Origin of the sequence: Ramlibacter aquaticus, assembly GCF_015159745.1 — a bacterium.
Taxonomy (GTDB): domain Bacteria; phylum Pseudomonadota; class Gammaproteobacteria; order Burkholderiales; family Burkholderiaceae_C; genus Ramlibacter; species Ramlibacter aquaticus.
Genome location: NZ_JADDOJ010000003.1, coordinates 66,168 through 91,655 on the forward strand (window position 1 = coordinate 66,168; position 25,488 = coordinate 91,655).

Below are 25,488 nucleotides of genomic sequence, written 5' to 3' on the forward strand. Positions count from 1 at the left end.
TGCGCGGGCTGTCGCCGCCCGGACAAGCAAAAAAGCACGGTCGTACGGATAATCGCAAACTCTCTGGAGACACAACCCATGGATTTGGCTTTCACCCCCGAGGAACAGAAGTTCCGAGAAGACATTCGCGCCTGGGTGCACGAGAACCTGCCCAAGGACATCTCGCACAAGGTGCACAACTCGCTGCACCTCAGCCGCGACGACATGCAACGCTGGGCGAAGATCCTCGGCAAGAAGGGCTGGCTGGGCTACGGCTGGCCCAAGGAATTCGGCGGCCCCGGCTGGAACGCCGTGCAGAAGCACCTGTTCGAGGAAGAACTGGCGTTGGCCGGCGCCCCGCGCGTCGTGCCCTTCGGCCCCGTGATGGTGGCGCCCGTGATCATGGCCTTCGGCAATGCCGAACAGCAGAAGCGCTTCCTGCCCGGCATCGCCAGCGGCGAGGTGTGGTGGAGCCAGGGCTACAGCGAGCCGGGTTCGGGCTCCGACCTGGCCAGCCTCAAGACCCGCGCCGAGCGCAAGGGTGACAAGTACATCGTCAACGGCCAGAAGACCTGGACCACGCTGGCCCAGTACGGCGAATGGATCTTCTGCCTGGTGCGCACCAGCACCGAGGGCAAGCCGCAGACCGGCATCTCCTTCCTGCTGATCGACATGAAGTCGCCCGGCGTTACCGTGCGTCCCATCATCATGCTGGACGGCGGCCACGAGGTGAACGAGGTCTTCTTCGACAACGTCGAGGTGCCGGCCGAGAACCTGATCGGCGAGGAGAACAAGGGCTGGACCTACGCCAAGCACCTGCTCTCGCACGAGCGCACCAACATCGCCGACGTGAACCGCGCCAAGCGCGAACTCGAGCGCCTCAAGCGCATCGCCAAGGCCGAAGGCGTCTACGACGACATGCGCTTCCGCGACGAGATCGCCAAGCTGGAAGTGGACGTGGTGGCCCTGGAGATGCTGGTGCTGCGCGTGCTGTCGGCCGAGAAGTCGGGCAAGAACTCGCTGGACATCGCCGGCCTGCTCAAGATCCGCGGCAGCGAGATCCAGCAGCGCTACTCCGAGCTGATGATGCTGGCCTGCGGCCCCTACGCCGTGCCCTTCATCCGCGAGGCCATGGAAGCCGGCTGGCAGGGCGAGTACGTGGGCGCGGCCCACTGCGCGCCCCTGGCCGCCACCTATTTCAACATGCGCAAGACGACGATCTACGGCGGCTCCAACGAGGTGCAGCGGAACATCGTGGCGCAGACCGTGCTGGGCTGAGGAGACAACCATGGATTTCGAATTTTCCGACGACCAGCAGCAGCTGCGCGACGCGGTGCGCAAGTGGGTGGACCGCAGCTATGACTTCGACAAGCGCCGCGCGATCACCCGCGCGGGCGGCTTCGACCGCAACGTGTACACCGAGCTGGCGGGCCTGGGCCTGACGGGCCTGTACGTCTCCGAGGACGACGGCGGCATGGGCATGGGCCCGGTCGAAGGCATGGTGGTGATGGAGGAGCTGGGGCGCGGCATGGTGCACGAGCCCATCGCCCAGAGCCTGATTGCCGGCGGCGTGCTGAGCGGCTACGCCGGCGCCGACCTGAAGGCGGCCTGGCTGCCGCGCATCGCCGGTAACGAGGCGCTGGTCGTGCTGGCCTACGTGGAGCGCAAGGCCCGCTGGAAGCTGGACGTCTGCGAGACGCAGGCCCAGCAGGCCGGCGGCGGCTGGACCGTGTCCGGCGCCAAGAGCGTGGTGACCGCGGGTGACCAGGCCGACGCCTTCCTGGTGCCGGCCATCGCCGGCGGCAAGATGGCCCTGTTCCTGGTCGAGCGCTCCGCCGCGGGCGTGAGCGCCAACGGCTACCTCACCATCGACGGCGGCCGCGCCGCGGAAGTCAAGTTCGCCAACAGCCCGGCCACCCTGGTGACCACCGACGGCCTGGCGGCCCTGCAGCACGCCGTGGACATCGGCATCGCGGCCCTGTGCGCCGAAACGGTGGGCGTGATGGACAAGACGGTGGACCTCACCGTCGAGTACATGAACACGCGCAAGCAGTTCGGCGTCACGCTGTCCACCTTCCAGGCGCTGCGCCACCGCGTCGCCGACATGAAGATGCAGCTGGAGCTGGCCCGCTCCATGAGCTACTACGCCAGCCTCAAGCTCAACGCGCCGGCCGAAGAGCGCCGCCGCGCGATGTCGCGGGCCAAGTACCAGCTGGGCAACTCCGCGCGCTTCATCAGCCAGGCCTCGGTGCAGCTGCACGGTGGCATCGGCGTGACCGAGGAGTACATCGGCAGCCACTACTTCAAGAAGCTGACCCAGGTTGAACTGACCTTCGGCGACACCCTGCACCACCTGGGCGAAGTGTCGGCCCACATGCAGGACACGGCCGGCGTCTTTGCCTGAACAGGCGCCCCCCCTGAGCCCCACAAGCCCGGCACTGCCGGGCTTTTTTCTTGCCCATTCGGCGCCCTTGACATGCAAGTATTTACTTGCATAATGAACCCGCACCCCAGACTGCTTCCCGCTTTGCCATGGCTTCCCGGATCCCTGACACCGACCTGCTCTTCAAGGCCCTGGCCGACCCGGGCCGGCGCAAGCTGCTCGACCTGCTGCATGCCCACGACGGTCAGAGCCTGGGGCAGCTCGCCGGCCACCTGGACATGAGCCGGCAGGGCGTGACGCAGCACCTGGAGGTGCTGGTGGCCGCCAACCTGGTGGCCACCGTGTGGCGCGGCCGTGAAAAGCTGCATTTCCTCAACCCGGTGCCCCTGCAGCAGATCTACGACCGGTGGATCGCGAAGTTCGAGCAACCCCGCCTGCAGGCGCTTCGCAACCTCAAGCAAGGACTGGAGAACAGCGATGGCTAGATCGACCTTCCTCTACGTGAGCTACATCCGCACCACGCCGGACAAGCTCTGGACCGCCCTGACCGACGCGGAATTCATGAAGCGGTACTGGTTCGGCATGCACTGCGAAAGCCAGTGGCGGCCCGGTTCGTCCTGGCAACTGCTGTCGCAGAGCGGCGAGGTCTGGGACGCGGGCGAGATCGTCGAGGCCGACCGGCCGCGCCGGCTGGTGATCCGCTGGTCGCACGTGAAACGGCCAGAGCTCAAGGCCGAGGGGCCTTCGCTGTGCGTGATGGAGATCGAGGCCCTGGGCGAGGCCTGCAAGCTGACCATCACCCACTCCATCGAGCGCGAGGGCTCCATGCTGGTGGAGGCGGTGTCGGGCGGCTGGCCCAAGATCGTGTCCAACCTGAAGTCGCTGCTGGAGACCGGCCAGGTGGCCTTCGAGAGCGCGCCGGCGCAGGCGCAGGCCGCGGCGCAGTGAGCGCAGGCGCCTGCGGCTGTGCCGGGGCGCACCGCGGGGGCGGCTGGGCCCAGGCCGCCGCTACCCGTGCAGCCGGCTGTTCTTCGGCAGGTGCGCCATCAGGAACTCCATCTGGTCCGCCAGGATGCGGCGGTTGCGCAGGATGAAGTCCTCCCAGAGGCTGGGTACGTAGGGCGTGTACAGCAGCGGCATGCGGGCCTGCTCGGGCGTGCGGCTGCTCTTGCGGTGGTTGCAGGCGCGGCAGGCGGTGACCACGTTCATCCAGTGGTCCTTGCCGTTCTGCGCGAAGGGGATGATGTGCTCGCGCGTCAGCTCTTCCTCGTGGAACTCGTCGCCGCAGTAGGCGCAGACGTTGCGGTCGCGGGCGAAGAGCTTGCCGTTGGTCAGGCCGGGCTTGAGGTCGAAGGGGTTGATGTTGGGCACGCCCTTGGTGCCGATGATGCTGGACACCGCGATCTGCGACTGCTCGCCGGTGACCGCGTTGTGCCCGCCACGGAAGAGGGCGACCTGCGCGCCGGCTTCCCAGCGCACTTCACCGGCGGCGTAGTGCAGCACCGCCTGCTCGAGCGAGATCCAGGATTGGGGGAGACCCTGGGCCGACAGCTTCAACACCTTCAAGACACGACTCCTTCCATTCCGAAAGAAACACGTACGGTGCTGCGCGGCGCGACGGCCGCGCTCTGCAGCACAATATACCTTGTTTCAGTGTCCGCACCATGGCAGACACCGCCTTGCCGGTGCGCCGGCGTGGCCGCACGTTTGCTATCAAAACCATAACGCCCGCCGCCCAGGCCATGCAGATCTTCCGAGGCTTCCACCATCCCGGCATCGCACCCGCCAGCGCGGTGACCATCGGAAACTTCGACGGCGTGCACCGGGGCCACCAGGCCATGCTGGCCTTGCTGAACAGCGAGGCCAGGCACCGCGGCGTGCCCAGCTGCGTGCTGACCTTCGAGCCGCACCCGCGCGACTACTTCGCCGGCGTGACCAGGAAGCCCGAACTGGCCCCGGCCCGCATCGCCACCCTGCGCGACAAGCTGACCGAGCTGTCACGCTGCGCGGTCGACCAGTGCGTGGTTCTTCCGTTCGATGCCCGGCTGTCTTCGCAGGTTCCCGAAGACTTCATCCAGCAGGTGCTGGTGCGCGGCCTGGGCGCGCGCTACGTGCTGGTGGGCGACGACTTCCGCTTCGGCGCCCGGCGCGCCGGTGACTACGCCATGCTGGACGCCTCGGGCGCGCGGCTGGGCTTCGACGTCGCCCGCATGAACAGCTACGAGGTGCACGGCCTGCGGGTCTCCAGCTCAGCGGTGCGCGAGGCCCTGGCACGCGGCGACATGGAAGGCGTGGGCGCCCTGCTGGGGCGTCCCTACAGCATCAGCGGCCACGTGGTGCACGGCCGCAAGCTGGGCCGCGAGCTGGGCTTTCGCACCATCAACCTGCGCTTCTCCCACTGGAAACCGGCGGCCAGCGGCATCTTCGCGGTGCTGGTGCACGGCCTGGCCGACGCGCCGCTGCAAGGCGTGGCCAACCTGGGCATACGGCCCTCGCTGGATCCGGGCGACGTCAACGGCGGGCGGGTGCTGCTGGAGACCCACTGCCTGGATTGGCCCGCCGGCCTGGGCGCCGAGGGGGGCTACGGTAAAATCATCCGCGTGGACCTTCTGCACAAGCTGCACGACGAACTGAAGTACGCGAGCCTGGACGCCCTCACCGCCGGCATCCGGCGCGACTGCGACGACGCACGCGCCTTCTTCGCGTCCACCCGTCGCCAGACCACGCGCGACCGAATTTAGACGCGGCCTTCCCGCGCCCCGGGTGCGCCCGGGGGCCAGGCGCCACGCCTGTTCCCGTGGCCGTGCCGGGCACGACCCGGCTCCCCCTTGCCGCATCCGAGGTTTCCATGACCGACAAGACCGATTACCGCGCGACCCTGAACCTGCCCGACACCCCCTTCCCCATGCGCGGCGACCTGCCCAAGCGCGAGCCGGGCTGGGTGAAGGCGTGGGAGGAGCAGGGCCTGTACAAGAAGCTGCGCGCGGCCCGCTGCAACCACGAGAAGTTCGTGCTGCACGACGGCCCGCCCTATGCGAACGGCCAGATCCACATGGGCCACGCGGTCAACAAGATCCTCAAGGACATGATCGTGAAGTCGCGCCAGCTCAAGGGCATGGACGCGGCCTACATCCCGGGCTGGGACTGCCATGGCCTGCCGATCGAGAACGCGATCGAGAAGAAGTACGGCCGCAACCTGCCGCGCGACGAGATGCAGGCCAAGAGCCGCGCCTTCGCCACCGAGCAGATCGCGCTGCAGATGGGCGACTTCAAGCGCCTGGGCGTGCTGGGCGACTGGGACCATCCCTACCGCACCATGGACTTCGTCAACGAGGCCGAGGAGATCCGCGCCTTCAAGCGCGTGATCGAGCGCGGCTTCGTCTACCGCGGCCTCAAGCCCGTGTACTGGTGCTTCGACTGCGGCTCCTCGCTGGCCGAGTTCGAGATCGAGTACGCCGACAAGAAATCGCAGACCCTGGACGTGGGCTTCCTGGCCCACGAACCGGCCAAGGTGCTGTCGGCCTTCGGCCTGCCGGCCGACCACGGCGCCGACATCTTCGCCGTGATCTGGACCACCACCGCCTGGACGCTGCCCGCCAACCAGGCGCTCAACCTCAACCCCGAGATCACGTTCGCGCTGGTGGAGACGCCGCGCGGCCGCCTGATCGTGGCCGAGTCGCTGGTGGGCAAGGTGCTGGAGCGCTACAAGCTGCAGGGCCAGGTGCTGGCCACCACCCCCGGCAAGGCGCTGGGCGGCCTGGCGTTCCGCCATCCGCTCTACCACGTGGACGAGGGCTACAAGCGCCTGTCGCCCGTCTACCTGGCGGAGTACGCCACGGCCGAGGACGGCACCGGCATCGTGCACTCCTCGCCCGCCTACGGCGTGGAAGACTTCAACAGCTGCGTGGCCCACGGCCTGGCCTACGACGACATCCTGAACCCGGTGCAGGGCAACGGCAGCTACGCGCCTGAGCTGCCCCTGTTCGGCGGCATGAACATCTGGAAGGCCTGCCCGGTCATCATCGAGACCATGGACAAGGCCGGCCGCCTGTTCGCCACCGAGACCATCACCCACAGCTACCCGCACTGCTGGCGCCACAAGACGCCGGTGATCTACCGCGCGGCCGCGCAGTGGTTCATCCGCATGGACGAGGGCGAAGGCGTGTTCACCAAGGACAAGGCGCCGCAGACCCTGCGCCAGCTGGCGCTGGCCGCGATCGAGGAGACGCAGTTCTATCCCGAGAACGGCAAGGCCCGCCTGCGCGACATGATCGGCGGCCGCCCCGACTGGTGCATCAGCCGCCAGCGCAGCTGGGGCGTGCCCCTGCCCTTCTTCCTGCACAAGGATTCGGGCGAGCTGCACCCCAGGACCATGGAGATCCTGGACATCGCCGCCGACATGGTCGAGGCCGGCGGCATCGAGGCCTGGAGCAAGGCGAGCACGGAAGAGGTGTTCGCGAAGGCCGGCTGCGCCGGCGACGCGCCGCACTACACCAAGAGCAGCGACATCCTGGAGGTGTGGTTCGACTCCGGCACCACCCACACCACGGTGCTCAGGCACTCGCACGAGGGCGCCGCGCACGAGAGCGGCCCTGAGGCCGACCTGTACCTGGAAGGCCACGACCAGCACCGCGGCTGGTTCCACTCCTCGCTGCTCACGGCCTGCGCCATGTACGGCCGGGCGCCCTACCGCGGCCTGCTGACCCACGGCTTCACCGTGGACTCGCAGGGCCGCAAGATGAGCAAGTCCATGGGCAACGGCGTGGACCCCCAGGAGACCAGCAAGAAGCTGGGCGCGGAGATCATCCGCCTGTGGGTGGCCGCCTCCGACTACTCGGGCGACATCGCCGGCGACGACAAGATCCTGGCCCGCGTGGTGGACGCCTACCGCCGCATCCGCAACACCCTGCGCTTCCTGCTGGCCAACACCAGCGACTTCGACCCGGCCAAGGACGCGGTCTCGGCCGAGGAGATGCTGGAGATCGACCGCTGGGCCCTGTCGCGCGCCGCGCAGTTCCAGCAGGAGGTGCTGGCGCACTACGAGGTGTACGAGTTCCACCCCGTCGTGGCCAAGCTGCAGGTGTTCTGCTCGGAAGACCTGGGCGCCTTCTACCTGGACGTGCTCAAGGACAGGCTCTACACCACGCAGCCCAAGTCGCTGGCGCGGCGCAGCGCGCAGACCGCGCTGTGGAACATCACCCACGCCATGCTGCGCTGGATGGCCCCCTTCCTCAGCTTCACCGCCGAGGAGGCCTGGAAGCTCTACGGCAGCAGCGAGTCCATCTTCCTGGAGGAGTTCTGGCGCTTCGGCGACGTCGACGACGCCCTGCTGCAGAAGTGGGCGCAGGTGCGCGCCGCGCGCGAGATGGTCAACAAGGAGATCGAGTCGCTGCGCGAGGCGGGCCAGGTGGGCTCCTCGCTGCAGGCCAATGTCGCGCTGCACGTGCCCATGGCCAGCCATGGCGAACTGCTGGCCGCGCTGGCCAGCCTGGGCGATGACCTGAAGTTCGTGCTCATCACCTCGGCCGCGGCCGTGGCGCCCGGCGACGACTTCAGCATCCGCGTCGCGCCCTCCACGGCCACCAAGTGCGAGCGCTGCTGGCACTGGCGCGACGACGTGGGCGCCGACCCGGCGCACCCGACGATCTGCGGCCGCTGCGTGAGCAACCTGTTCGGCGCCGGTGAAGACCGGGTGTTCGCCTGATGGCCCGCGGCAAAGCGGGCGGGCGCGGCGGCTGGATGCCCTGGCTGCTGCTGGCGCTGGTGGTGTTCCTCGCCGACCAGTTCACCAAGGTGCTCATCCTGGGCTTCTACAAGTACGGTGACAGCACCTACGTGGCGCCCTTCCTCAACATCGTGCGGGCGCACAACACGGGCGCGGCCTTCTCCTTCCTGGCCGCCGCCTCGGGCTGGCAGCGCTGGGTGTTCACCGCGATCGGGCTCGCGGCGGCGGTGGTGATCGTGCTGCTGCTGCGCTCGCACGCCGGGCAGAGGCTGTTCTCGTTCTCGCTGGCCTGCATCATGGGCGGCGCCATCGGCAACGTGCTGGACCGCCTGGTGCACGGCTACGTGGTGGACTTCATCCAGGTGCACTGGCACGGCTGGTACTTCCCGTCCTTCAACGTCGCCGACAGCGGCATCACCATCGGTGCCATCGGCCTCATCCTGGACGAGTTCCTGCGCGTGCGGCGCACGCGCTGAGGCGCGCCGCGGGCGCGGCCCGCGCCTCAGTGGTCCTGCACGGCCACGCAGTAGTCCACCAGCGCATCGATCTCGGTGGACTTGTCGAAAAAGGCGTCCGCGCCCAGCTGGTGGCAGCGGGTGCGCATGTCGCGGGTCGCGTGGTTGCTGAGCACCACCATGCGCTGCCCGGGCCGGCGCTTGCGGCAGGCCGCGAGGATGCCCAGACCGTTGCCCTCGCGCAGGAACAGGTCGACGATGGCCAGGTCCCACTGGCCATCGTGGCTGGACAGCCACTGCCGTCCTTCCCGCTCGGTGTCGGCCATGCCCACCGGTTCCACGCTCGCCAGTTCCTGCAACGTCTCGATCAGGTTCTCGCGGATGGTGGGACTGTCCTCGACGATATACGCCCGCACGCTCATGTTGACCTCCAGGCAGCCACTCTAGGCGGCCATGGAAGGGCAGCGTGCCGTCCTCGGGGCACGGCGCCTGTAGGAAGGGGCTGGCCCAGCCGTGCCGCCGCGTCCCGGCGAACGGGTCAAACGCCGGCGGCCGCGAGCACGCAGGCGGCCTCCACCGTGAACGCGCCGGCGTCCAGCATGCGCTCCAGCTCATCCGGCGGCAAACAGCGGAAATCCTGCACTTCGCCGTCCATGTTGCGCGGAACGACACCGTCCGGCAGCACGCAGCCGTACCACTCGACCCACTCGACCACGTAGCCGGCCGCGCCCGCGCCGGTCGGGCGGCGCATGAGGAAGCGGCCGCCGTGGTGCAGCGCATGCAGCTGGGTCAGCTGCAGGCCGGCCTCCTCCCAGGTCTCGCGCGCCAGGGCCTGGGCCACGCTGTCGCTGGCCGGCACCATGCCGCCCATCAGCGTGTCCCACAGGCCCGGGTCGTTGGGCTTGGTCAGCGAGCGCTGCTGCACCCAGTGGCGGCCGTCGGGCGCGCGGGCCATCAGGTGCACCGCCAGGGTGGGGATGCCCAGCGGCCGCACCACGCCGCGCTCCACGCTGCCCACGATCTCGCCGGCCTCGCCGGCCACCGCGAGCTGCTCGTCGCGCCAGGCGTGCGACAGGCCGGCCTCGCGCAGCGCGTGCGCCAGCAGGTGCAGGCTGGCGCTGCAGTCGCCGCCCAGCACCCAGCCGTCGCGGCCGGGCCGCAGCACCTCGGGGGCCAGGCCCAGGGGCTCCAGCAGGCCGGGCTCGACCGAGCCGATGCGATGCTGGGCCCACCACAGCGGCACGCGGGGCCGCGCGGGCGGCTGGTCGGCCGCCGCACGCACGCGCGCGCGCCAGTCGCTCACAGGGTGAGGATGGTGCAGCCGGTGGTCTTGCGCGCTTCCAGGTCGCGGTGCGCCTGCTGCACGTCTTCCAGCTTGTAGCGCTGGTCGATGCGGATCTTCACCTTGCCGCTGGTGACCGCGGCGAACAGGTCATCGGCCATCTCCTGGTTCACCTCGCGCGTGGCGATGTGGGTGAACAGGGTCTGGCGGGTGACGTAGATGGAACCCTTGGGGCCCAGGATGCCGGGCGAGAACGGCGGCACCGGCCCGGAGGCGTTGCCGAAGCTGGCCATGAGGCCGAAGGGGGCCAGGCAGTCCAGCGACTTGTCCCAGGTGTCCTTGCCGACGGAGTCGTACACCACCTTGACGCCGCGGCCCCCGGTGATCTCCTTCACGCGGGGCAGGAAGTCTTCCTTCGAGTAGTTGATGACGTGCGCGGCGCCGTGCTCCTTGGCGAGCTGGCACTTGGCGTCCGAGCCGGCCGTGCCGATGAGCTGCAGGCCCAGGGCCTTGGCCCACTGGCAGGCGATCAGGCCGACGCCGCCGGCGGCGGCATGGAAGAGCACGAAGTCGCCTTCCTTCAGGCCGCCCTGCGGCAGCGTGCGCTTGAGCAGGTACTGGGCCGTCAGGCCCTTGAGCATCATGGCCGCGCCGGTGTCGAAGTCGATCGCGTCGGGCAGCTTGACCACGTTGCGCGCGGGCATCACGCGCTCGTCGCTGTACGAGCCGGGGGGGTTGCTGGCATAGGCCGCGCGGTCGCCCGCCTTCAGGTGCGTCACGCCCTCGCCCACCGCCTCGACGATGCCGCTGGCTTCCATGCCCAGCTTGGCCGGCAACTGCATGGGGTACAGGCCGGTGCGCTGGTACACGTCGATGAAGTTCAGGCCGACGGCCTTGTGGCGGATGCGGATCTCGCCGGGGCCGGGCGCGCCGACGGTGACGTCCACCACCTGCAGCTGTTCGGGCCCGCCGTGTTGGGTGATCTGGACGGCTCGGGTCATGTGTCTCTTCCTTGGGTTCTTGTTGCATCCCGGATTCGGGCGGCCACATGGTGCCACGAAACCGCCCGCGCCGCCCGGCGCCGGGACAGGCGCGCCGGACCGGCGCGCACCGCGGGCGCTCGGGTAGAGTGCGGGCTGCCCATGACCCAGCGCCTCACGCCCCGCATCGCCTTCCTGCTGACGCTGCCGCCGCTGCTGTGGGCCGGGAACGCGGTGACCGGCCGGCTGGTGAACGGCCTGGTGCCGCCGGCCACGCTGAACTTCATGCGCTGGGCGCTGGCCTTCCTCATCCTGCTGCCGCTGGCGGGCTGGGTGCTGCGGCCCGGCTCGGGGCTGTGGACGAAGTGGCGGCGCTTCTCCGTGCTGGGGCTGCTGGGCGTGGGCTGCTACAACGCGCTGCAGTACCTGGCGCTCAAGACCTCCACGCCCCTGAACGTGACCCTGGTGGCCGCCAGCATGCCGATCTGGATGCTGGTGGTGGGCGCCCTCTTCTTCGGCCAGCCGGTGCAGGCGCGGCAGTGGGCCGGCGGCCTGCTGTCCATCGTGGGCGTGCTCACGGTGCTCAGCCGCGGCGACCTGGACACCCTGCTGCACGTGCGGCTGGTGCCGGGCGATTTCTACGTGCTGCTGGCCACCGCCGCCTGGGCCTTCTACAGCTGGCTGCTGGTGCGGCCGGGCGATCCGCCGGCGATCCGCGCCGACTGGGCCGCCTTCCTCATGGCACAGATCGCCTACGGCCTGGCCTGGTCGGGGCTGTTCGCGGCCGCCGAATGGCAGTTCAGCGACGCGCAGATCCACTGGGGCTGGCCGCTGGTGGCGGCGCTGGCGTACGTGGCCGTGGGGCCGGCGGTGCTGGCCTACCGCTGCTGGGGCCTGGGCGTTCAGGCCATGGGGCCCAGCGTGGCCGGCTTCTTCGCCAACCTGACGCCGCTGTTCACGGCCGTGATGTCGGCCACCCTGCTGGGCGAGGTGCCGCACCTGTACCACGTGCTGGCCTTCGCGCTGATCGTGGGCGGCATCGTGCTCTCGTCGCGACGCCGCGCCTGAGGCGGGGGCGCGGGAGCAAAAAAAGCGGCCCCTTGGCGCCGTCGGGTCCGGGCCACGCGCCGTACGGCGCGCGCAGCATGGCGCCTCAGGACCCCGGCCGCCACAGCGCCATGGTGTGCGCCAGCGTCTTGAGGTCCTCGTCGCCCAGCGGGTACACCACGTCGGCCATCTGCGCGACCCCGCCGCCGGTGCGCGCACCGGCCTTGTAGTCGCGCAGCGCCTTGAGCAGGTACTCCTCGCGCTGGCCGGCGAGGCGGCCCGCTGCCTGCCCGCCGGAGAAGTCGTCCTTGTGGCAGGCCGCGCAGCGGTTCGCGCGGACCAGCTTCAGCCCGGCCTGGTAGACGGCGTCGCCGTCCACCGCGGCCGAGGACAGCGGCGCGGGCGGCTTCTTGGCGAAGAAGCCGGCCGCCACGCGGATGTCGTCGTCCTTGAGCGCGCCGGCGATGGGTTCCATCACTGGGTTGTGGCGCACGCCGTTGCGGAAGAACACCAGCTGCCACTGCAGGAAGCCCTCGGGCTGGCCGGCCAGCGAAGGCACGCCGGGCATCTGGGAGATGCCCTCCGCGCCGTGGCAGGCCACGCAGGCCTGCACCGCCGCGGGCACCGCCTGCTGCGCGGCCGCGGGCAGCGCCCCGCCGGCCAGGGCCGTCGTGGCCAGGGCCAGTGCCAGCGCGCGAAGGGACTGCCGCACCGTCACTTGCCGTAGCTGATGCGGTAGACCGCGCCGGCCCAGTCGTCGGACACGAGCATGGAGCCGTCCTTGGCCAGCACGACGTCGGCGGGGCGGCCGGTGTAGGACTGGTCGCCGTTGATCCAGCCGGTGGCGAACTCCTCCTGCTTGACCTTCTTGCCCTCCGGATCGGTGATCACGCGCATGATGCGGCCGCCCTGGTACTTGTGGCGGTTCCAGGAGCCGTGCTCGGCGATCAGGATGTTGTTCTTGTACTCGGCCGGGAACTGGCTGCCGGTGTAGAACTTCATGCCCAGCGGCGCCACGTGCGCGCCCAGCTTGGCGACCGGCGGCACGAACTCCGAGCACTTGTGGCCCATGGCGTACTTCGGGTCGGGGATGTCGCCCTGGTGGCAGTACGGGTAGCCGTAGTGCGAGCCGATGCGCGCGACGCGGTTGAGCTTGTCGTTGGGCAGGTCGTCGCTGATCCAGTCGCGCGCGTTCTCGGTGAACCAGTACTGGCCGCTGCGCGGGTCGATGTCCCCACCCACGCTGTTGCGCACGCCCAGGGCCACGATCTCGGCGGTGCCGTCGGCCGGATTGACGCGGCGCACCTGCGACAGGCTGGTGGGCGGCAGGCACTCGTTGCACGGCGGGCCGAAGGGCACGTAGAGCCAGCCGTCCTTGTCGAAGGTCAGGTACTTCCAGCCGTGCGGGATGTACTTGGGCATGTCGTCGTAGACGACCTTGGGCTCGGGCATCTTGTCGAGGTTGGCCTCGGCGTTCTCGTACTTGAGGATGCGGTCGATGTCGGCGACGTAGAGCGCGCCGTCGCGGAAGGCGATGCCGGTGGGCATCTTCATGCCCTTGAGGATGGTCTTGACCTCCTTCTTGCCGCCGTTGTCCACGATGGCGTAGACGCTGGCCGCGGCGAAGGAGCCGACGAACAGGGTGCCCTTGTCGCCCCAGGCCATCTGGCGCGCGCTGGGCACGCCCTGCGCGTAGACCTCGATCTTGAAGCCCTTGGGCAGCTTCACCGCCTGCAGGTTCTTCTGCAGCTCTTCCATCGACGCGGGCAGGGCCGGGCCTGCGGGCGGCGCGAGGCCCTTCTGGGCCTGGGTCTCGTCACCCAGGAACCAGTCGGGTGGCGGGTTCTCCCAGAACTTCTTGTTCGTGGAGTCGTATTGCTTCAACTGCGCATGCGCAGCCACCGAACCGAGCGCGAGGGCGGTGGCCGCCAGCGCCAGGGCGATGGACCTGAGCTTCTTCATGGGGTGTCTCCTCATGGTGGGTGCCTGTGGCACGACATCGCCCGCCAGGCCGTGGCACCGGCGGGTCGAGGCCCATCTTGTCATGCCCAAGCCCGCGGCGCGACCCCTGCGGGCTCAGTAGGTTCCCGGATAGGCCCCGCCATCGATGAGCACGTTCTGCCCGGTGATGTAGCCCGCGTGCTGGCTGCACAGGAAGGCGCAGGTGGCGCCGAATTCGGGCGGCTGGCCGAAGCGCTGCGCCGGGATCGCCTTGCGGCGGCTGTCGGCGATGGTCTCCAGGGGCTGGCCGGTGCGCTTCACCGCGCCGGCCAGCGTAGCCTTGAGGCGGTCGGTGTCGAAGGCGCCGGGCAGCAGGTTGTTGATGGTCACGTTGGCGGCCGCGAGCTTCTGCATGCGGGCCACGCCGGCGACGAAGCCGGTCAGGCCGCTGCGCGCGCCGTTCGACAGGCCCAGGATGTCGATGGGCGCCTTCACCGAGCTGGAGGTGATATTCACGATGCGGCCGAAGCCGCGCGCCGCCATCCCATCGACCGTCGCCTTGATGAGCTCGATCGGCGTGAGCATGTTCGCGTCCACCGCCTGGATCCAGGTGTCACGATCCCAGTCGCGGAAGTCGCCGGGCGGCGGGCCGCCCGCGTTGGTGACCACGATGTCCCAGTCGCGGCGCAGCGCGAAGATCTGCGCCCGCCCCTCGGGCGTGGTGATGTCGCAGGCAACCGAGAGCACCTCGGCCGCGGCGGGCCGCTGCGGGTCCGCCTTCAGCGCCGCCACGGCCTGCGCCAGCGCCTCGGCGCCGCGCGCCACCAGCACCACGTTCACGCCCTCGCGCGACAGCGCCTGTGCGCAACCGAAGCCCAGCCCCTTGCTGGCGCCGCCCACCAGCGCCCACTTGCCCGTGATACCCAGATCCATGGTGTCCTGCCGTCCTTGAAAGAGTTGATTGCAACGCAGGGGCACGCGTTTGCCGCAGTGCCCGAAGCCAAATTCTCGCAGCCTTGCGGGGCCGGCCCCGTCGCGCACCCGCAGCCCTTGAGCTCGAACGCGTCTGCCCTCGCCTCAGGCCGGCCGGGGTGCGCGCGTGAACACGGTGATGCCGGCGATCACCAGCACCGTGCCGGCCGCGATCCAGGCCGTGAAGGGCTCGCCCAGCACCACCACGCCCATGAGGATGGTCGCCAGCGGGCCCACCATGCCGGTCTGGGCGGTGGCGGCGGCCCCCATGCGCTCAATGGCCATCATCACCAGCAGCACCGGCACGGCCGTGCACAGCGTGGCGTTGAGCACCGACAGCCAGACGATGGCCGGCGCCACGGCCAGCGCGCTGGACACAGGCCGCAGCAGCACGAACTGCGCGATGCAGCACAGGCAGGCCACGCTGGTCGCCAGGCCCACCAGGCGCAGCGAGCCCAGGCGCTGCACCATCTCGCCCGAGTACACCAGGTAGATCGCATAGCTGATGGTGCTGAGGAAGACCAGCAGCGCGCCCAGCGCCGCGTCGTGGCCGCCGAAGCCGACCTCGTGGCCGAAGACCAGCATCACCCCGGCATAGCTCAGGGCCATGCCCGCCAGCTGGCGGCGGCTGAAGCGCTTGCCGTGCAGCAGCCAGCCCAGCAGCATCACCAGCGTGGGGTTGAGGTACAGGATGAGCCGCTCCAGCGAGGCGGTGATGTACTGCAGGCCGGCGAAATCCAGGAAGCTCGCCAGGTAGTAGCCCGAGACGCCCAGGCCGACCACGCCCAGCCAGTCGCGCCCGGCCAGGCGCGGGCGGCCCCGGCTGGCCCACCAGGCCATGCCGGCGAACAGCGGCAGCGCGAACAGCATGCGCAGCATGATCAGCGAGACGGCGTCCACGCCGCCCACGCGGTAGGCCAGCTTGACGATGATGGCCTTGCCAGAAAAGGCGATGGCGCCCGCGAGCGCCATCAGGAGACCGGGAAGGGAAGCACGGGCATTCTGGGACATCGGCATGGATTGTCGCCGCCCCCGCGCCCGGCCTGCTCAGTCCTCCACGAAAGCCTCCTGGCGGCGCGCCTTGATGGTGGGCAGGGCCACCATGAGCACCAGGATGCCGGCCGCCACCAGCAGCCCGGCCGAGATCGGCCGCGTCACCAGCACGGTCCAGTCGCCGCGCGAGAGCAGCAGCGCGCGGCGCAGGTTCTCTTCCATCATGGGGCCCAGGATGAAGCCCAGCAGCAGGGGCGCGGGCTCGCAGCCCAGTTGGCTGAACACATAGCCGACGACGCCGAACAGCGCCACCATCCAGACGTCGAAGGTGTTGTTGTTGGTGGCGTAGACACCGATGGCGCAGAACAGCACGATGGCCGGGAACAGGTAGCGGTAGGGCACGCGCAGCAGCCGCACCCACAGGCCGATCAGCGGCAGGTTCAGCACGAGCAGCATCAGGTTGCCCAGCCACATGGAGACGACCAGGCCCCAGAACAGCTCGGGGTTGCTGGCCATCACCTGCGGGCCGGGCTGGATGTTGTGCAGGGTCATCGCGCCAACCATCAGTGCCATCACCGCGTTCGGCGGGATGCCCAGGGTCAGCAGCGGGATGAAGGAGGTCTGCGCCCCCGCGTTGTTGGCCGACTCGGGGGCCGCAACGCCGCGGATGTTGCCGCGCCCGAAGGGCAGTTCGCCCGGGCGGCCGCGCACCCGCTTCTCCAGCGCGTAGGAGGCGAAGGAGGCGAGCAGCGCGCCGCCGCCCGGCAGCACGCCCAGCAGGGCGCCCAGCGCCGTGCCGCGCAGGATTGCGGGCACCATGGTGCGCACGTCCTGCCGCGTGGGCCACAGCGTGGACAGGCCCGCGCCCAGCACCTCGCGCTCGGCCGCGGGCCGGGCCAGGTTGCTGATGATCTCGCCATAGCCGAACACGCCCATGGCCACCACCACGAAGCCGATGCCGTCGGTGAGCTCGGGGATGTCGAAGGAATAGCGGGCCACGCCGGAATTCACGTCCGTGCCGACCAGCCCCAGCAGCAGGCCCAGCACGATCATGGCGATGGCCTTGACCAGCGAGCCCGAGGCCAGCACCACCGCGCCGATCAGGCCCAGGATCATCAGCGAGAAGTACTCGGCCGGGCCGAAGCGGAAGGCCAGCGCCGTCAGCGGCGCGGCGAAGGCCGCCAGCATCAGCGTGCCCACGCAGCCGGCGAAGAAGGAGCCGATGCCCGCCGCCGCCAGCGCGGGCCCGGCGCGGCCCTGGCGCGCCATCTGGTGGCCGTCGATGCAGGTCACCACCGAGGACGACTCGCCCGGCAGGTTGACCAGGATCGCGGTGGTGGAGCCGCCGTACTGCGCGCCGTAGTAGATGCCCGAGAGCATGATGAGCGCGGACACCGGCGGCAGCGCGTAGGTGGCCGGCAGCAGCATGGCGATGGTGGCCACCGGGCCGATGCCGGGCAGCACGCCGATCAGCGTCCCCAGCAGGCAGCCCATGAAGCCGTACAGCAGGTTCGGCGGCGTGGCCGCGGTGGCGAAGCCCAGCGCGAGGTTGTGGAACAGGTCCATGCCGCCGCCCTCAACCCGTCAGGAAGGCCGGCCAGACCTGCAGCTGCAGCTTGAGCACGCCGACGAAGCCGGCCCAGCTGCCGAAGGCCAGCACCGTGGCCAGCAGCAGCACCGGCTTCCAGTGGAAGTTGCCCTTCTGCGCCAGGCTGGCGATGAAGGTGAGCACGTAGATCGCGACGATGAGGCCCATCGCCGGCAGGCCGAACGCTGGCAGGCCACCCACCAGCACGCCGAAAAGCAGGTTGGCCCCGATCACGAAGAGCAGCGGCCGCCAGGCCCAGCGCCCCACCGGTTCGCCGTTCTCGGTCTCGACCACCAGCGAGCCGAACAGGATGAAGGCGCCCAGCGCCGCCAGCAGCAGGCCCAGCACCAGCGGGAAGTAACCCGGGCCCATGTGCGCCCCCTCGCCCAGGGCATAGCGCGTGGCCCCGAAGGCGAAGGCCAGCCCGGCGATGAGGAACATGAGTCCTGAGAAGAAGTCCTGCTCGCTCTTGATCTTCATGCCTTGCGAACCTCGAAATGCAGACGAAGGGGATGGCACGGCCGGCGGGCGCCGGCGCGGGCCACGGCGCTCATTCGAGCGGTGGCGTGGTGCTGAGCACTTCCTCCAGCGTGGTCAGCCCCTCGGCCACGCGCAGCGCGCCGGCGAGCCGCAGCGGCCGCATGCCGTCGGCGACGGCCTGGCGCCTCAGCGTGGCCATGGACGGATCGTGGGCCACCTTCTCCTTGAAGGCCTCGCTCACGCACAGCAGCTCGTACAGGCCCATGCGGCCCCGGAAACCCGTCATGCGGCACTCCACGCAGCCCACCGGCTGGAAGGGCTTGTAGCCGCCGCTCACCTTCCACGGCTTGACCACCTCGTCCAGGTCCTCGCGGCGCGGCGCTGGCACGGCCACGCGGCAGTTGGCGCAGAGCGTGCGCACCAGGCGCTGCGCCAGCACGCCCAGCAAGGTGGCGTTGAGCAGGTAGGGCGGGATGCCCAGCTCCATCAGGCGCGTGACGGCCGAGGGCGCGTCGTTGGTGTGCAGGGTGGAGAAGACCAGGTGGCCGGTGAGCGCGGCCTGCACCGCCATCTCGGCGGTGGCCAGGTCGCGGATCTCGCCGACCATGATGATGTCCGGGTCCTGCCGCATCAGGGCGCGCAGGCCCTCGGTGAAGCCGAAGTCCAGCTGGGCCTGCACCTGGGTCTGGTTGAAGGCCGGCTCGATCATCTCGATCGGGTCTTCCACGGTGCTGACGTTCACCTCTTCCGTGGCCAGGCGCTTGAGCGTGGCGTACAGGGTGGTGGTCTTGCCCGAGCCGGTGGGGCCGGTGACCAGCACGATGCCATGCGGCCGCGCGACCAGCTGCTCCCAGCGCTCGGCGTCATGGGCGGAGAAGCCCAGCGCGTCCAGGTTCTTCACCGTGGCGTCGGGGTCGAAGATGCGCATCACCATCTTCTCGCCGAAGGCCGTGGGCAGGGTCGACAGCCGCATCTCGACCTCGTCGCCGCGCGCGTTGCGCGTCTTGATGCGGCCGTCCTGCGGGCGGCGCTTCTCGACCACGTCCATGCGGCCCAGCAGCTTGATGCGGGCGATCATGGCGTTGAGCACGCCCTGGGGCATCTGGTAGACCGGGTGCAGCACGCCGTCGATGCGGAAGCGGATCACGCCCTGCTCGCGCCGCGGCTCCAGGTGGATGTCGCTGGCCCGCTGGTCGAAGGCGTAGGTCCAGAGCCAGTCCACCACCTGCACCACGCCCTGGTCGTTGGCGTCCAGCTGGCGGTTGCTGCGGCCCAGCTCCACCAGCTGCTCGAAGCTCGCGGGGCCGGTGCCGCCGCCGGACTTCTGCGCCGCGCGCACCGACTTGGCCAGGGCGAAGAATTCGGCGGTGTAGCGCTGGATGTCCTGCGGGCTGGCCAGCACCCGGCGCACCCCGCGGCGCGCCTGACGCTGGACCTCGTCCACCCAGTCGGTGAGGAAGGGCTCGGAGGTGGCCACCACCACTTCGGTGGGCGTCACCTGCACCGGCAGCACGCGATGCCGTTCGGCATAGGCCGCGCTCATGGTGTCCGCCACCTTGCCCACGTCCACCTTGAGCGGGTCGATGCGCAGGTAGTCCAGCCCGGTCCGGGTGGCCAGCCACTGCGTGATGGCCTCGATGTCCAGCGCCTTGCCGTCGGCCGCGCGCTGCATGGCGACCGCGGCCAGCCGCACCAGGGGGTGCTGCGCGCTCTCGGCCTGCGAGCAGCGGCCGATGGTGCGCTGGGCCTCGGCCTGCGAGATCACGCCGTCCTGCGCCAGCCACTCGACCAGGCGGCGCCAGTCCAGGGGGCCCTGCGCCGCGGCCTTGCGGGAACTCGGCGGGGTGGCGGGGAGCGTCATGCGGGAAGTGTCATCGGACGGGCTTGAAGACCCGCAGCCACTTTCGCGCCGGCAGGCCCCATCGAGTTTCAATGATCTCCGCCTGCCGGGCAAGCTCGCCGCGCACCGGGTGGCGCGCCTCGCGCAGGGCCAGCACGATGGTGTTGCCCTCGCGCGTCGGCCGGAAGGCCCAGACGCAGTCCTCGCCGAAGGCCGCCACGATGCGCGCCAGGCTGCGCTCGTAACTGGCATCGCGGCCGAAGAGGTTCACCGTCATGCAGCCGTCGGCCGTGAGCAGGCGCCGGCAGTCGGCGTAGAAGGCCTGGCTGTCCAGCACCGGGGCCGCGGCCTGGTGGTCGTACAGGTCCACCTGCAGGGCGTCGACCTCGCCGCGCCAATGTTCGTGGGCCACCACCTCGCCCGCGTCGCCCAGGACCACCGACAACCGCTCGTCGTCCTCGGGCAGGCGGAACCAGAGGCGGCAGGCCGCCACCACCTGGGGATTGAGCTCGATGGCGGTGGTGCGCATGCGCAGCTTTCGCCAGCAGAACTTGGTCAGCGATGCGGCGCCCAGGCCGAGCTGCATCGCGTGCCGCTCGGCCACCGTGTCGGCGTCCACGAACAGCAGCCAGGCCATCATGCGCTGCACGTACTCCAGGTGCAGGTCGAAGGGCTTGGTGCGACGCATGGAGCCCTGCACCCATTCGGTGCCCAGGTGCAGGTAGCGCGCGTCGCCGTAGTCGGAGAAGTTCACCTCCGGCAGCTCGGCCGGGCGGGTCTTGGCGGCCTTCATGCGGCCACGCCCGCGAGCAGGGGTGCCAGGCGCGGCAGGGCCTCGGCGGCGTTGGCGCGGCTGGCGGCCGCCAGCTCGGCCGTGTCCATGCCGCGCAGGCCGGCCAGCACCGCCGCGATGCGCGGCAGCTCGGCCGGCTCGTTGCGGCCCTGGGGCTGGCCGCCCTCGCGTTCGCCCGCCGTGCGGTAGAGCCAGTGCGGCGGGATGTCGGGCGAATCCGTCTCCAGCACCAGGGCGGACAGCGGCAGCTCGGCCGCCAGTCGGCGCACCTGCAGCGCGCGCTCGAAGGTGAGCGTGCCGCCGAAGCCGAGCTTGAAGCCCAGCCGCACGAACTCGCGCGCCTGGTGCAGGCTGCCGTTGAAGGCATGGGCGATGCCGCGCACCGGAATGCGCCGCAGCTGGCGCAGCAGCCGGTCGGCCGAACGCCGCACGTGCACGATCACGGGCAGGCCGTGGCGACTCGCCAGGCCCAGCTGCTCGGCATAGAAATGCTCCTGGCGCGCGGCGTCCAGGTGCGGCACGAAGTAGTCCAGCCCGATCTCGCCCACGGCCACCAGCCGCGGGTCGTCGCGGGCCTGGGCCAGCGCCCGGTCGAGCTGGTCCAGGTCGGCGTCCCGGGCCTGCGGCGTGAACAAGGGGTGGATGCCCAGCGCATAGCTGTCCCCGTGGCGGTGGGCCAGCTCGCGCACGGCCTGGAAGTTGCCGCAGTCCACGGCCGGCAGGATGCAGTGCGCCACCCCGGCGGCGCGCGCCCGTTCGCGCACGGCGTCCCGGTCGGCGTCGAATTCGGGCGCGTCCAGGTGGCAATGTGTATCAATCCATGCGGCCATGTCGCGATCATGCCCGAAGGCCCGCGGGCACCGTGCAGCCGCCGGCAAACCGTGATACCGTGCGATTTCACTCTTGCAGGTGAGAGCGCATGCGCAGGACGGCCCTCTACAGTTCGAGCCGCACGGAACGCCCCGCGGGCGGCGCCCGCTCCATGGACGGGTCGCCAGCGCCTGCCGGCCCGGCACAGGCCGCCGCAACCGCAGCGGCTCCCGCCGAGCCCGCTGACATCCCCGCCCCCGCCGCGCCCAGCCGTCGCCAGCGGGTCGCGAACACCCTGGCCAGCCCGCGCCTGCTGTGGCTGGCCATCCTGCTGCTGGCGGGCCTGCTGGCCTTCAGCTGGGTGCAGTCGCAGCGCAACGGCATCCACCGCATCACCCAGAAGGACATCAACGCCGCCGTCATGAAGACGCTGGAGACGCAGGTGATGCCCTCCGAGTACGCCCGTGCGTACGAGAAGATCCAGCCCTCCGTGGTGCGCGTGGTCAGCTACGTGAAGCGCAGCCGGGTGGCCGAGGCGCACCGCGAGGCCGCCGGCCCGCACGGCCGGCCGCACGTGCCCAAGCCGCTGGGCCCGGCCACCGACGCCACCGCCGACGGCGGGCCCGACGAGGAGGTCGAGTCCGGCGTGGGCACCGGCGTGGTGATCGTCGACAAGGGCGTGATCCTCACCAACCTGCACGTGGTCTCGGGGGCCGACCATGTCAAGGTCACCTTCGCCGACGGCCTGGAGGCCGACGCCGCGATCACAGGCGTGCAGCCCGAGAACGACCTCGCCGTGCTGCAGGCGCACAAGCTGCCGGACGACCTGATCCCCGCCACCCTGCGCTCCACCGCCGACCTCGCGCCCGGCGACAAGGTGCTGGCGGTGGGCTTTCCCTTCGGCATCGGCCCCTCCGCCTCGGGCGGCGTGGTGTCCGGCCTCAAGCGCGCCTTCCGCTCGCCCGAGGGCAAGCAGGAGATGACCAACCTCATCCAGTTCGACGCCGCCGCCAACCCCGGCAACTCCGGCGGCCCGCTGGTGACCATGGACGGCGAGGTGGTGGGCATCGTCACCGCCATCCTCAACCCGACCAGCGCACGCACCTTCATCGGCATCGGCTTCGCCGTGCCCATCGAGAACGCCGCCCAGGCCGCCGGCCTGCCCCCGTTCTGAACCCCGAGGACCGCCACACCCATGACAGCCACCCGCCAGGACGCAGACACCGCCCAGCTGATGGAGCAGATCCTCTACGAGGTCAAGCGCGTGGTGGTCGGCCAGGACCGCTTCCTGGAGCGCGTGATGGTCGCGCTGCTGGCCCAGGGGCACCTGCTGGTGGAGGGCGTGCCGGGGCTGGCCAAGACGCTGACCGTGAAGACCCTGGCCAACACCATGCGCGGGCAGTTCAAGCGCATCCAGTTCACGCCCGACCTGGTGCCCGCCGACCTGGTGGGCACGCGCATGTACAACCAGAAGAGCGGCGACTTCAGCACCTCGCTGGGCCCGGTGTTCACCAACCTGCTGCTGGCCGACGAGATCAACCGCGCGCCCGCCAAGGTGCAGAGCGCGCTGTTGGAGGTCATGCAGGAGCGGCAGGTCACCATCGCCGGCGAGACGCACAAGGTGCCGCGGCCCTTCGTCGTCATGGCGACCCAGAACCCGATCGAGACCGAGGGCACCTACCCGCTGCCCGAGGCCCAGGTCGACCGCTTCATGATGAAGGTGCTGGTCGACTACCCGACCGACGAGGAGGAGTACGTGATCGTCGAGCGGGTCACCGGCCCGGCGGTCGAGGTGTCCGCGGTGGCCAGCACCGAGCAGCTCGCGGCCCTGCAGCAGGAATGCCGGCGCGTCTATGTCGATCCCTCGCTGGTGCAGTACGCGGTCAAGCTGGTGTCGGCCACGCGCTGGCCCGACCGGCACGGCCTGAAGGAACTCGTGCCCTTCATCACCTTCGGTGCCAGCCCGCGCGGCACCATCAGCCTGGTCGAGGGCGCGCGGGCGCTGGCCATGCTGCGCGGCCGCACCTATGCCCTGCCCGAGGACATGACCGACCTGGTCGCCGACGTGCTGCGCCACCGGCTGGTGCTCTCCTACGAGGCGCTCTCGCAGGGCCTGTCGGCCGACGCCATCGTGGGCAAGGTGATGGCGCGCATCCCCGCCCCTGCCAAACCGCTGGAACATGAAAAGCTGGCTGCGTAAGCTGCGCGGTCCCGCGCCCGCCGAGCCGGCGCCCCAGGCCGCCGCGCCCGTGGCCGGCCAGGCCGAGCAGGTGCTCAGGCGCCTGGAGTGGACCGTGATCCGCCGCCTGGACGGCCTGCTGCAGGGCGACTACCGCACCCTGATGCGCGGCGCCGGGCTGGACCTGGCCGACCTGCGCGAGTACCAGCACCACGACGACGTGCGCCACATCGACTGGAACGTGACCGCCCGGCTGCAGCAGCCGCACGTGCGCGTCTTCACCGAGGACCGCGAGATGGCGGCCTGGTTCCTGGTCGACCTCAGCCCCTCGGTGGACTTCGGCTCGGGCGAGCAGCGCAAGCGCAACGTGTCGGCCGAGTTCGTGGCCGTGCTGGCGCGCATGCTGACGCGGCACGGCAACCGCGTGGGCGCGGTGCTCTACGGCAGCGGCGTGGATCGCTTCATCCCCAGCCGCGCCGGCCGCCGCCACGTGCTGCACATCCTGGACGCGATCCAGCAGCGCCCGGCGACGCAGGCCCAGGGCCCCACCCGCCTGCACGACCTGCTGCAGGCGGCCGCCGCCCTGGTGCGGCGCCGCTCCACGATCTTCGTCGTCTCCGATTTCATCAGCGAACCGGGCTGGGAGCGCGCGCTGGCCCAGCTGGCGCAACGCCACGAGGTGGTCGCGGTGCGCGTGCTGGACCCCATGGAGCTGGACATCCCCGACCTGGGCCTGCTGACGCTGCGCGACGCCGAGACGGGCGAGCAGCTGCTGGTGGACACGCACGACGCGGGCTTCCGACGCCGCTTCGCCCGGGTGGCCGCACAGCGCGAGGCCGAGCTGCGTGCCGCGCTGGCGCAGGCCGGCGTGGACGCGCTGGAGCTGTCCACCGGAGGCGACCTTGCCGAGGCCGTGCTGCGCTTCGCCGAGATGCGCAGGCGCCGCTCGCGCCTGTCCTCCGGCGCCGGGTTCCCGGCCCACCTGCAGGCGGCCGCATGAACTTCCTCTGGCCCCAGAACCTGTGGTTCCTCGCCGCGCTGCCGCTGCTGGTGGTTCTCTACCTCTGGCTGCTGGGCCGCAAGCGCAAGCTGGCGGTGCGCTACGCCTCGCTGGCCATCGTGCGCGAGGCCCTGGGCAGCGGGCCGGGCTGGCGCCGCCACGTGCCGCCGGTGCTGTTCCTGCTGGCCATCGCCACGCTGTGCGTGGCGGCGGCGCGGCCCATGGCGGTGGTGCTGCTGCCCTCCAACCAGCAGACCATCATCCTGGCCATGGACGTCTCCGGCTCCATGCGCGCCACCGACGTGCTGCCCAGCCGGCTGGAAGCGGCGCAGAACGCGGCCAAGGCCTTCCTCAAGCAGCTGCCGCGCCATGTGAAGGTCGGCATCGTCGCCTTCGCCGGCTCGGCCCAGGTGGCGCAGCTGCCCACCACCAACCGCGAGGACCTGGTCACCGCCATCGACCGCTTCCAGCTGCAGCGCGCCACGGCCACGGGCAACGCGATCGTCATCTCGCTGGCCACGCTGTTCCCGGACGCGGGCATCGACCTGGCTTCCCTGCAGTCGGGCCGCGACCGCCAGCGCGGCACCGCCATCGACGCCGAGCGCAAGGAGAAGAAGGACTTCACGCCGGTGGCGCCGGGCTCCTTCTCCTCGGCCGCGATCATCATGCTCACCGACGGCCAGCGCACCACCGGCGTGGACCCGCTGGACGCCGCCAAGGTGGCGGCCGACCGCGGGGTGAAGGTCTACACCGTGGGCATAGGCACGGTGGACGGCGAGACCATCGGCTTCGAGGGCTGGTCCATGCGCGTGCGGCTGGACGAGGAGACGCTCAAGGCCATCGCCAACAAGACCGGCGCCGAGTACTTCTACGCCGGCACCGCGGAAGACCTGCACAAGGTCTACGAGTCGCTCAGCTCCAAGCTCACGCTGGAGAAGAAGGAGACCGAGATCTCGGCCCTGTTCGCGATGGCGGCGGCGGTGCTGGCCCTGCTCTCGGCCGGGCTCTCGCTGTTCTGGTTCAACCGCATCCTCTGAAGGC

Annotated in this window: 25 protein-coding genes; 12 read left to right on the plus strand and 13 right to left on the minus strand. The window is 70.3% G+C overall.

The window, feature by feature from the left end:
* Positions 1-78 precede the first annotated feature (78 nt).
* From IM725_RS01530 to IM725_RS01545, 4 genes are all read left to right on the plus strand, one after another.
* Positions 79-1,257, plus strand: a complete 1,179-nt coding sequence (locus tag IM725_RS01530; RefSeq protein ID WP_193778801.1) for an acyl-CoA dehydrogenase family protein — start codon at positions 79-81, stop codon at positions 1,255-1,257.
* A 10-nt stretch (positions 1,258-1,267) separates the two neighbouring features.
* Complete coding sequence (locus IM725_RS01535) at positions 1,268-2,383, plus strand: acyl-CoA dehydrogenase family protein (RefSeq protein ID WP_193778802.1); 1,116 nt, start codon at positions 1,268-1,270, stop codon at positions 2,381-2,383.
* A 128-nt stretch (positions 2,384-2,511) separates the two neighbouring features.
* Positions 2,512-2,847 carry an ArsR/SmtB family transcription factor gene (locus IM725_RS01540; protein ID WP_193778803.1) on the plus strand — a complete coding sequence of 112 codons (336 nt, stop codon included), beginning with the start codon at positions 2,512-2,514 and terminating at the stop codon, positions 2,845-2,847.
* Entirely contained in the window at positions 2,840-3,310 is a 471-nt protein-coding gene (locus IM725_RS01545) for an SRPBCC family protein (RefSeq protein WP_193778804.1), read from the plus strand. The genes IM725_RS01540 and IM725_RS01545 overlap by 8 nt, the downstream gene beginning before the upstream one ends.
* 60 nt (positions 3,311-3,370) lie before the next feature.
* Here the strand turns inward: IM725_RS01545 and IM725_RS01550 are convergent, their stop codons facing one another.
* The gene (locus IM725_RS01550) at positions 3,371-3,928 is read right to left on the minus strand and encodes an HNH endonuclease (protein ID WP_193778805.1); all 558 of its coding nucleotides are present in this window, start codon (positions 3,926-3,928) and stop codon (positions 3,371-3,373) included.
* A gap of 176 nt (positions 3,929-4,104) precedes the next feature.
* Here IM725_RS01550 and IM725_RS01555 point away from each other — a divergent pair, with 176 nt between their 5' ends.
* The 3 genes from IM725_RS01555 (at position 4,105) to lspA (ending at position 8,563) form a co-directional block, all read left to right on the plus strand.
* On the plus strand, positions 4,105-5,103 hold the full coding sequence (locus tag IM725_RS01555) for a bifunctional riboflavin kinase/FAD synthetase (RefSeq protein WP_193778806.1): 999 nt from the start codon (positions 4,105-4,107) through the stop codon (positions 5,101-5,103).
* A 107-nt stretch (positions 5,104-5,210) separates the two neighbouring features.
* Positions 5,211-8,066, plus strand: a complete 2,856-nt coding sequence (gene ileS / locus IM725_RS01560) for an isoleucine--tRNA ligase (protein WP_193778807.1) — start codon at positions 5,211-5,213, stop codon at positions 8,064-8,066.
* A complete protein-coding gene (lspA, locus tag IM725_RS01565) occupies positions 8,066-8,563 on the plus strand; it encodes a signal peptidase II (RefSeq protein ID WP_193778808.1) in 498 nt (165 codons plus the stop codon). The genes ileS and lspA overlap by 1 nt, the downstream gene beginning before the upstream one ends.
* 26 nt (positions 8,564-8,589) lie before the next feature.
* Here lspA and IM725_RS01570 read toward each other — a convergent pair whose 3' ends face one another.
* From IM725_RS01570 to IM725_RS01580, 3 genes are all read right to left on the minus strand, one after another.
* Entirely contained in the window at positions 8,590-8,964 is a 375-nt protein-coding gene (locus IM725_RS01570; protein WP_193778809.1) for a response regulator, read from the minus strand.
* Positions 8,965-9,080: 116 nt separating this feature from the next.
* A complete protein-coding gene (locus tag IM725_RS01575; RefSeq protein WP_287066859.1) occupies positions 9,081-9,845 on the minus strand; it encodes an NUDIX hydrolase in 765 nt (254 codons plus the stop codon).
* Complete coding sequence (locus IM725_RS01580; RefSeq protein ID WP_193778810.1) at positions 9,842-10,825, minus strand: quinone oxidoreductase family protein; 984 nt, start codon at positions 10,823-10,825, stop codon at positions 9,842-9,844. Before IM725_RS01580 ends, IM725_RS01575 begins: the two co-directional genes overlap by 4 nt.
* A gap of 141 nt (positions 10,826-10,966) precedes the next feature.
* Here IM725_RS01580 and IM725_RS01585 point away from each other — a divergent pair, with 141 nt between their 5' ends.
* Positions 10,967-11,872, plus strand: coding sequence for a DMT family transporter (locus IM725_RS01585; RefSeq protein WP_193778811.1), 906 nt, complete (start codon positions 10,967-10,969; stop codon positions 11,870-11,872).
* Between the two features lie 85 nt (positions 11,873-11,957).
* Here the strand turns inward: IM725_RS01585 and IM725_RS01590 are convergent, their stop codons facing one another.
* From IM725_RS01590 to IM725_RS01630, 9 genes are all read right to left on the minus strand, one after another.
* A complete protein-coding gene (locus IM725_RS01590) occupies positions 11,958-12,563 on the minus strand; it encodes a c-type cytochrome (protein WP_193778812.1) in 606 nt (201 codons plus the stop codon).
* Between the two features lie 2 nt (positions 12,564-12,565).
* Positions 12,566-13,813, minus strand: a complete 1,248-nt coding sequence (locus IM725_RS01595; protein WP_193778813.1) for a PQQ-dependent sugar dehydrogenase — start codon at positions 13,811-13,813, stop codon at positions 12,566-12,568.
* Between the two features lie 114 nt (positions 13,814-13,927).
* The gene (locus IM725_RS01600) at positions 13,928-14,725 is read right to left on the minus strand and encodes an SDR family oxidoreductase (RefSeq protein WP_193778814.1); all 798 of its coding nucleotides are present in this window, start codon (positions 14,723-14,725) and stop codon (positions 13,928-13,930) included.
* Between the two features lie 144 nt (positions 14,726-14,869).
* Positions 14,870-15,775 (minus strand): DMT family transporter, encoded by a 906-nt coding sequence (locus IM725_RS01605; RefSeq protein ID WP_227753491.1) that lies wholly within the window; start codon positions 15,773-15,775, stop codon positions 14,870-14,872.
* Positions 15,776-15,811: 36 nt separating this feature from the next.
* On the minus strand, positions 15,812-17,323 hold the full coding sequence (locus tag IM725_RS01610) for a tripartite tricarboxylate transporter permease (protein ID WP_193778816.1): 1,512 nt from the start codon (positions 17,321-17,323) through the stop codon (positions 15,812-15,814).
* 10 nt (positions 17,324-17,333) lie between these two features.
* Positions 17,334-17,825 carry a tripartite tricarboxylate transporter TctB family protein gene (locus IM725_RS01615; RefSeq protein WP_193778817.1) on the minus strand — a complete coding sequence of 164 codons (492 nt, stop codon included), beginning with the start codon at positions 17,823-17,825 and terminating at the stop codon, positions 17,334-17,336.
* Between the two features lie 70 nt (positions 17,826-17,895).
* Positions 17,896-19,686: a GspE/PulE family protein gene (locus tag IM725_RS01620; RefSeq protein ID WP_193778818.1), complete on the minus strand. Its 1,791-nt coding sequence runs from the start codon at positions 19,684-19,686 to the stop codon at positions 17,896-17,898.
* A gap of 10 nt (positions 19,687-19,696) precedes the next feature.
* Positions 19,697-20,458: a class I SAM-dependent methyltransferase gene (locus IM725_RS01625; protein ID WP_193778819.1), complete on the minus strand. Its 762-nt coding sequence runs from the start codon at positions 20,456-20,458 to the stop codon at positions 19,697-19,699.
* Entirely contained in the window at positions 20,455-21,288 is an 834-nt protein-coding gene (locus IM725_RS01630; protein WP_193778820.1) for a TatD family hydrolase, read from the minus strand. The genes IM725_RS01625 and IM725_RS01630 overlap by 4 nt, the downstream gene beginning before the upstream one ends.
* Positions 21,289-21,377: 89 nt before the next feature.
* Between IM725_RS01630 and IM725_RS01635 the strand changes: the two genes are divergently transcribed.
* Genes IM725_RS01635 through IM725_RS01650 form a run of 4 tightly spaced genes read left to right on the plus strand, consistent with a single transcriptional unit; the run spans position 21,378 to position 25,484 of the window.
* Positions 21,378-22,442, plus strand: coding sequence for a S1C family serine protease (locus IM725_RS01635; protein ID WP_193778821.1), 1,065 nt, complete (start codon positions 21,378-21,380; stop codon positions 22,440-22,442).
* A 21-nt stretch (positions 22,443-22,463) separates the two neighbouring features.
* Positions 22,464-23,468, plus strand: a complete 1,005-nt coding sequence (locus IM725_RS01640; protein WP_193778822.1) for an AAA family ATPase — start codon at positions 22,464-22,466, stop codon at positions 23,466-23,468.
* Entirely contained in the window at positions 23,449-24,447 is a 999-nt protein-coding gene (locus tag IM725_RS01645; protein WP_193778823.1) for a DUF58 domain-containing protein, read from the plus strand. The genes IM725_RS01640 and IM725_RS01645 overlap by 20 nt, the downstream gene beginning before the upstream one ends.
* A complete protein-coding gene (locus IM725_RS01650; RefSeq protein WP_193778824.1) occupies positions 24,444-25,484 on the plus strand; it encodes a VWA domain-containing protein in 1,041 nt (346 codons plus the stop codon). The genes IM725_RS01645 and IM725_RS01650 overlap by 4 nt, the downstream gene beginning before the upstream one ends.
* The last annotated feature ends 4 nt before the right edge of the window (positions 25,485-25,488 follow it).

Bases quoted from the DNA above. Each gene is read 5' to 3' on its own strand.
- IM725_RS01540 (WP_193778803.1), top strand. From the start codon at position 2,512: ATGGCTTCCCGGATCCCTGACACCGACCTGCTCTTCAAGGCCCTGGCC.
- IM725_RS01545 (WP_193778804.1), top strand. From the start codon at position 2,840: ATGGCTAGATCGACCTTCCTCTACGTGAGCTACATCCGCACCACGCCG.
- IM725_RS01595 (WP_193778813.1), bottom strand. From the start codon at position 13,813: ATGAAGAAGCTCAGGTCCATCGCCCTGGCGCTGGCGGCCACCGCCCTC.
- lspA (WP_193778808.1), top strand. From the start codon at position 8,066: ATGGCCCGCGGCAAAGCGGGCGGGCGCGGCGGCTGGATGCCCTGGCTG.
- IM725_RS01645 (WP_193778823.1), top strand. From the start codon at position 23,449: ATGAAAAGCTGGCTGCGTAAGCTGCGCGGTCCCGCGCCCGCCGAGCCG.
- IM725_RS01600 (WP_193778814.1), bottom strand. From the start codon at position 14,725: ATGGATCTGGGTATCACGGGCAAGTGGGCGCTGGTGGGCGGCGCCAGC.
- IM725_RS01625 (WP_193778819.1), bottom strand. From the start codon at position 20,458: ATGAAGGCCGCCAAGACCCGCCCGGCCGAGCTGCCGGAGGTGAACTTC.
- IM725_RS01535 (WP_193778802.1), top strand. From the start codon at position 1,268: ATGGATTTCGAATTTTCCGACGACCAGCAGCAGCTGCGCGACGCGGTG.
- ileS (WP_193778807.1), top strand. From the start codon at position 5,211: ATGACCGACAAGACCGATTACCGCGCGACCCTGAACCTGCCCGACACC.
- IM725_RS01530 (WP_193778801.1), top strand. From the start codon at position 79: ATGGATTTGGCTTTCACCCCCGAGGAACAGAAGTTCCGAGAAGACATT.
- IM725_RS01615 (WP_193778817.1), bottom strand. From the start codon at position 17,825: ATGAAGATCAAGAGCGAGCAGGACTTCTTCTCAGGACTCATGTTCCTC.
- IM725_RS01610 (WP_193778816.1), bottom strand. From the start codon at position 17,323: ATGGACCTGTTCCACAACCTCGCGCTGGGCTTCGCCACCGCGGCCACG.
- IM725_RS01650 (WP_193778824.1), top strand. From the start codon at position 24,444: ATGAACTTCCTCTGGCCCCAGAACCTGTGGTTCCTCGCCGCGCTGCCG.
- IM725_RS01620 (WP_193778818.1), bottom strand. From the start codon at position 19,686: ATGACGCTCCCCGCCACCCCGCCGAGTTCCCGCAAGGCCGCGGCGCAG.
- IM725_RS01640 (WP_193778822.1), top strand. From the start codon at position 22,464: ATGACAGCCACCCGCCAGGACGCAGACACCGCCCAGCTGATGGAGCAG.
- IM725_RS01570 (WP_193778809.1), bottom strand. From the start codon at position 8,964: ATGAGCGTGCGGGCGTATATCGTCGAGGACAGTCCCACCATCCGCGAG.
- IM725_RS01580 (WP_193778810.1), bottom strand. From the start codon at position 10,825: ATGACCCGAGCCGTCCAGATCACCCAACACGGCGGGCCCGAACAGCTG.
- IM725_RS01635 (WP_193778821.1), top strand. From the start codon at position 21,378: ATGCGCAGGACGGCCCTCTACAGTTCGAGCCGCACGGAACGCCCCGCG.
- IM725_RS01585 (WP_193778811.1), top strand. From the start codon at position 10,967: ATGACCCAGCGCCTCACGCCCCGCATCGCCTTCCTGCTGACGCTGCCG.
- IM725_RS01555 (WP_193778806.1), top strand. From the start codon at position 4,105: ATGCAGATCTTCCGAGGCTTCCACCATCCCGGCATCGCACCCGCCAGC.
- IM725_RS01605 (WP_227753491.1), bottom strand. From the start codon at position 15,775: ATGTCCCAGAATGCCCGTGCTTCCCTTCCCGGTCTCCTGATGGCGCTC.
- IM725_RS01630 (WP_193778820.1), bottom strand. From the start codon at position 21,288: ATGGCCGCATGGATTGATACACATTGCCACCTGGACGCGCCCGAATTC.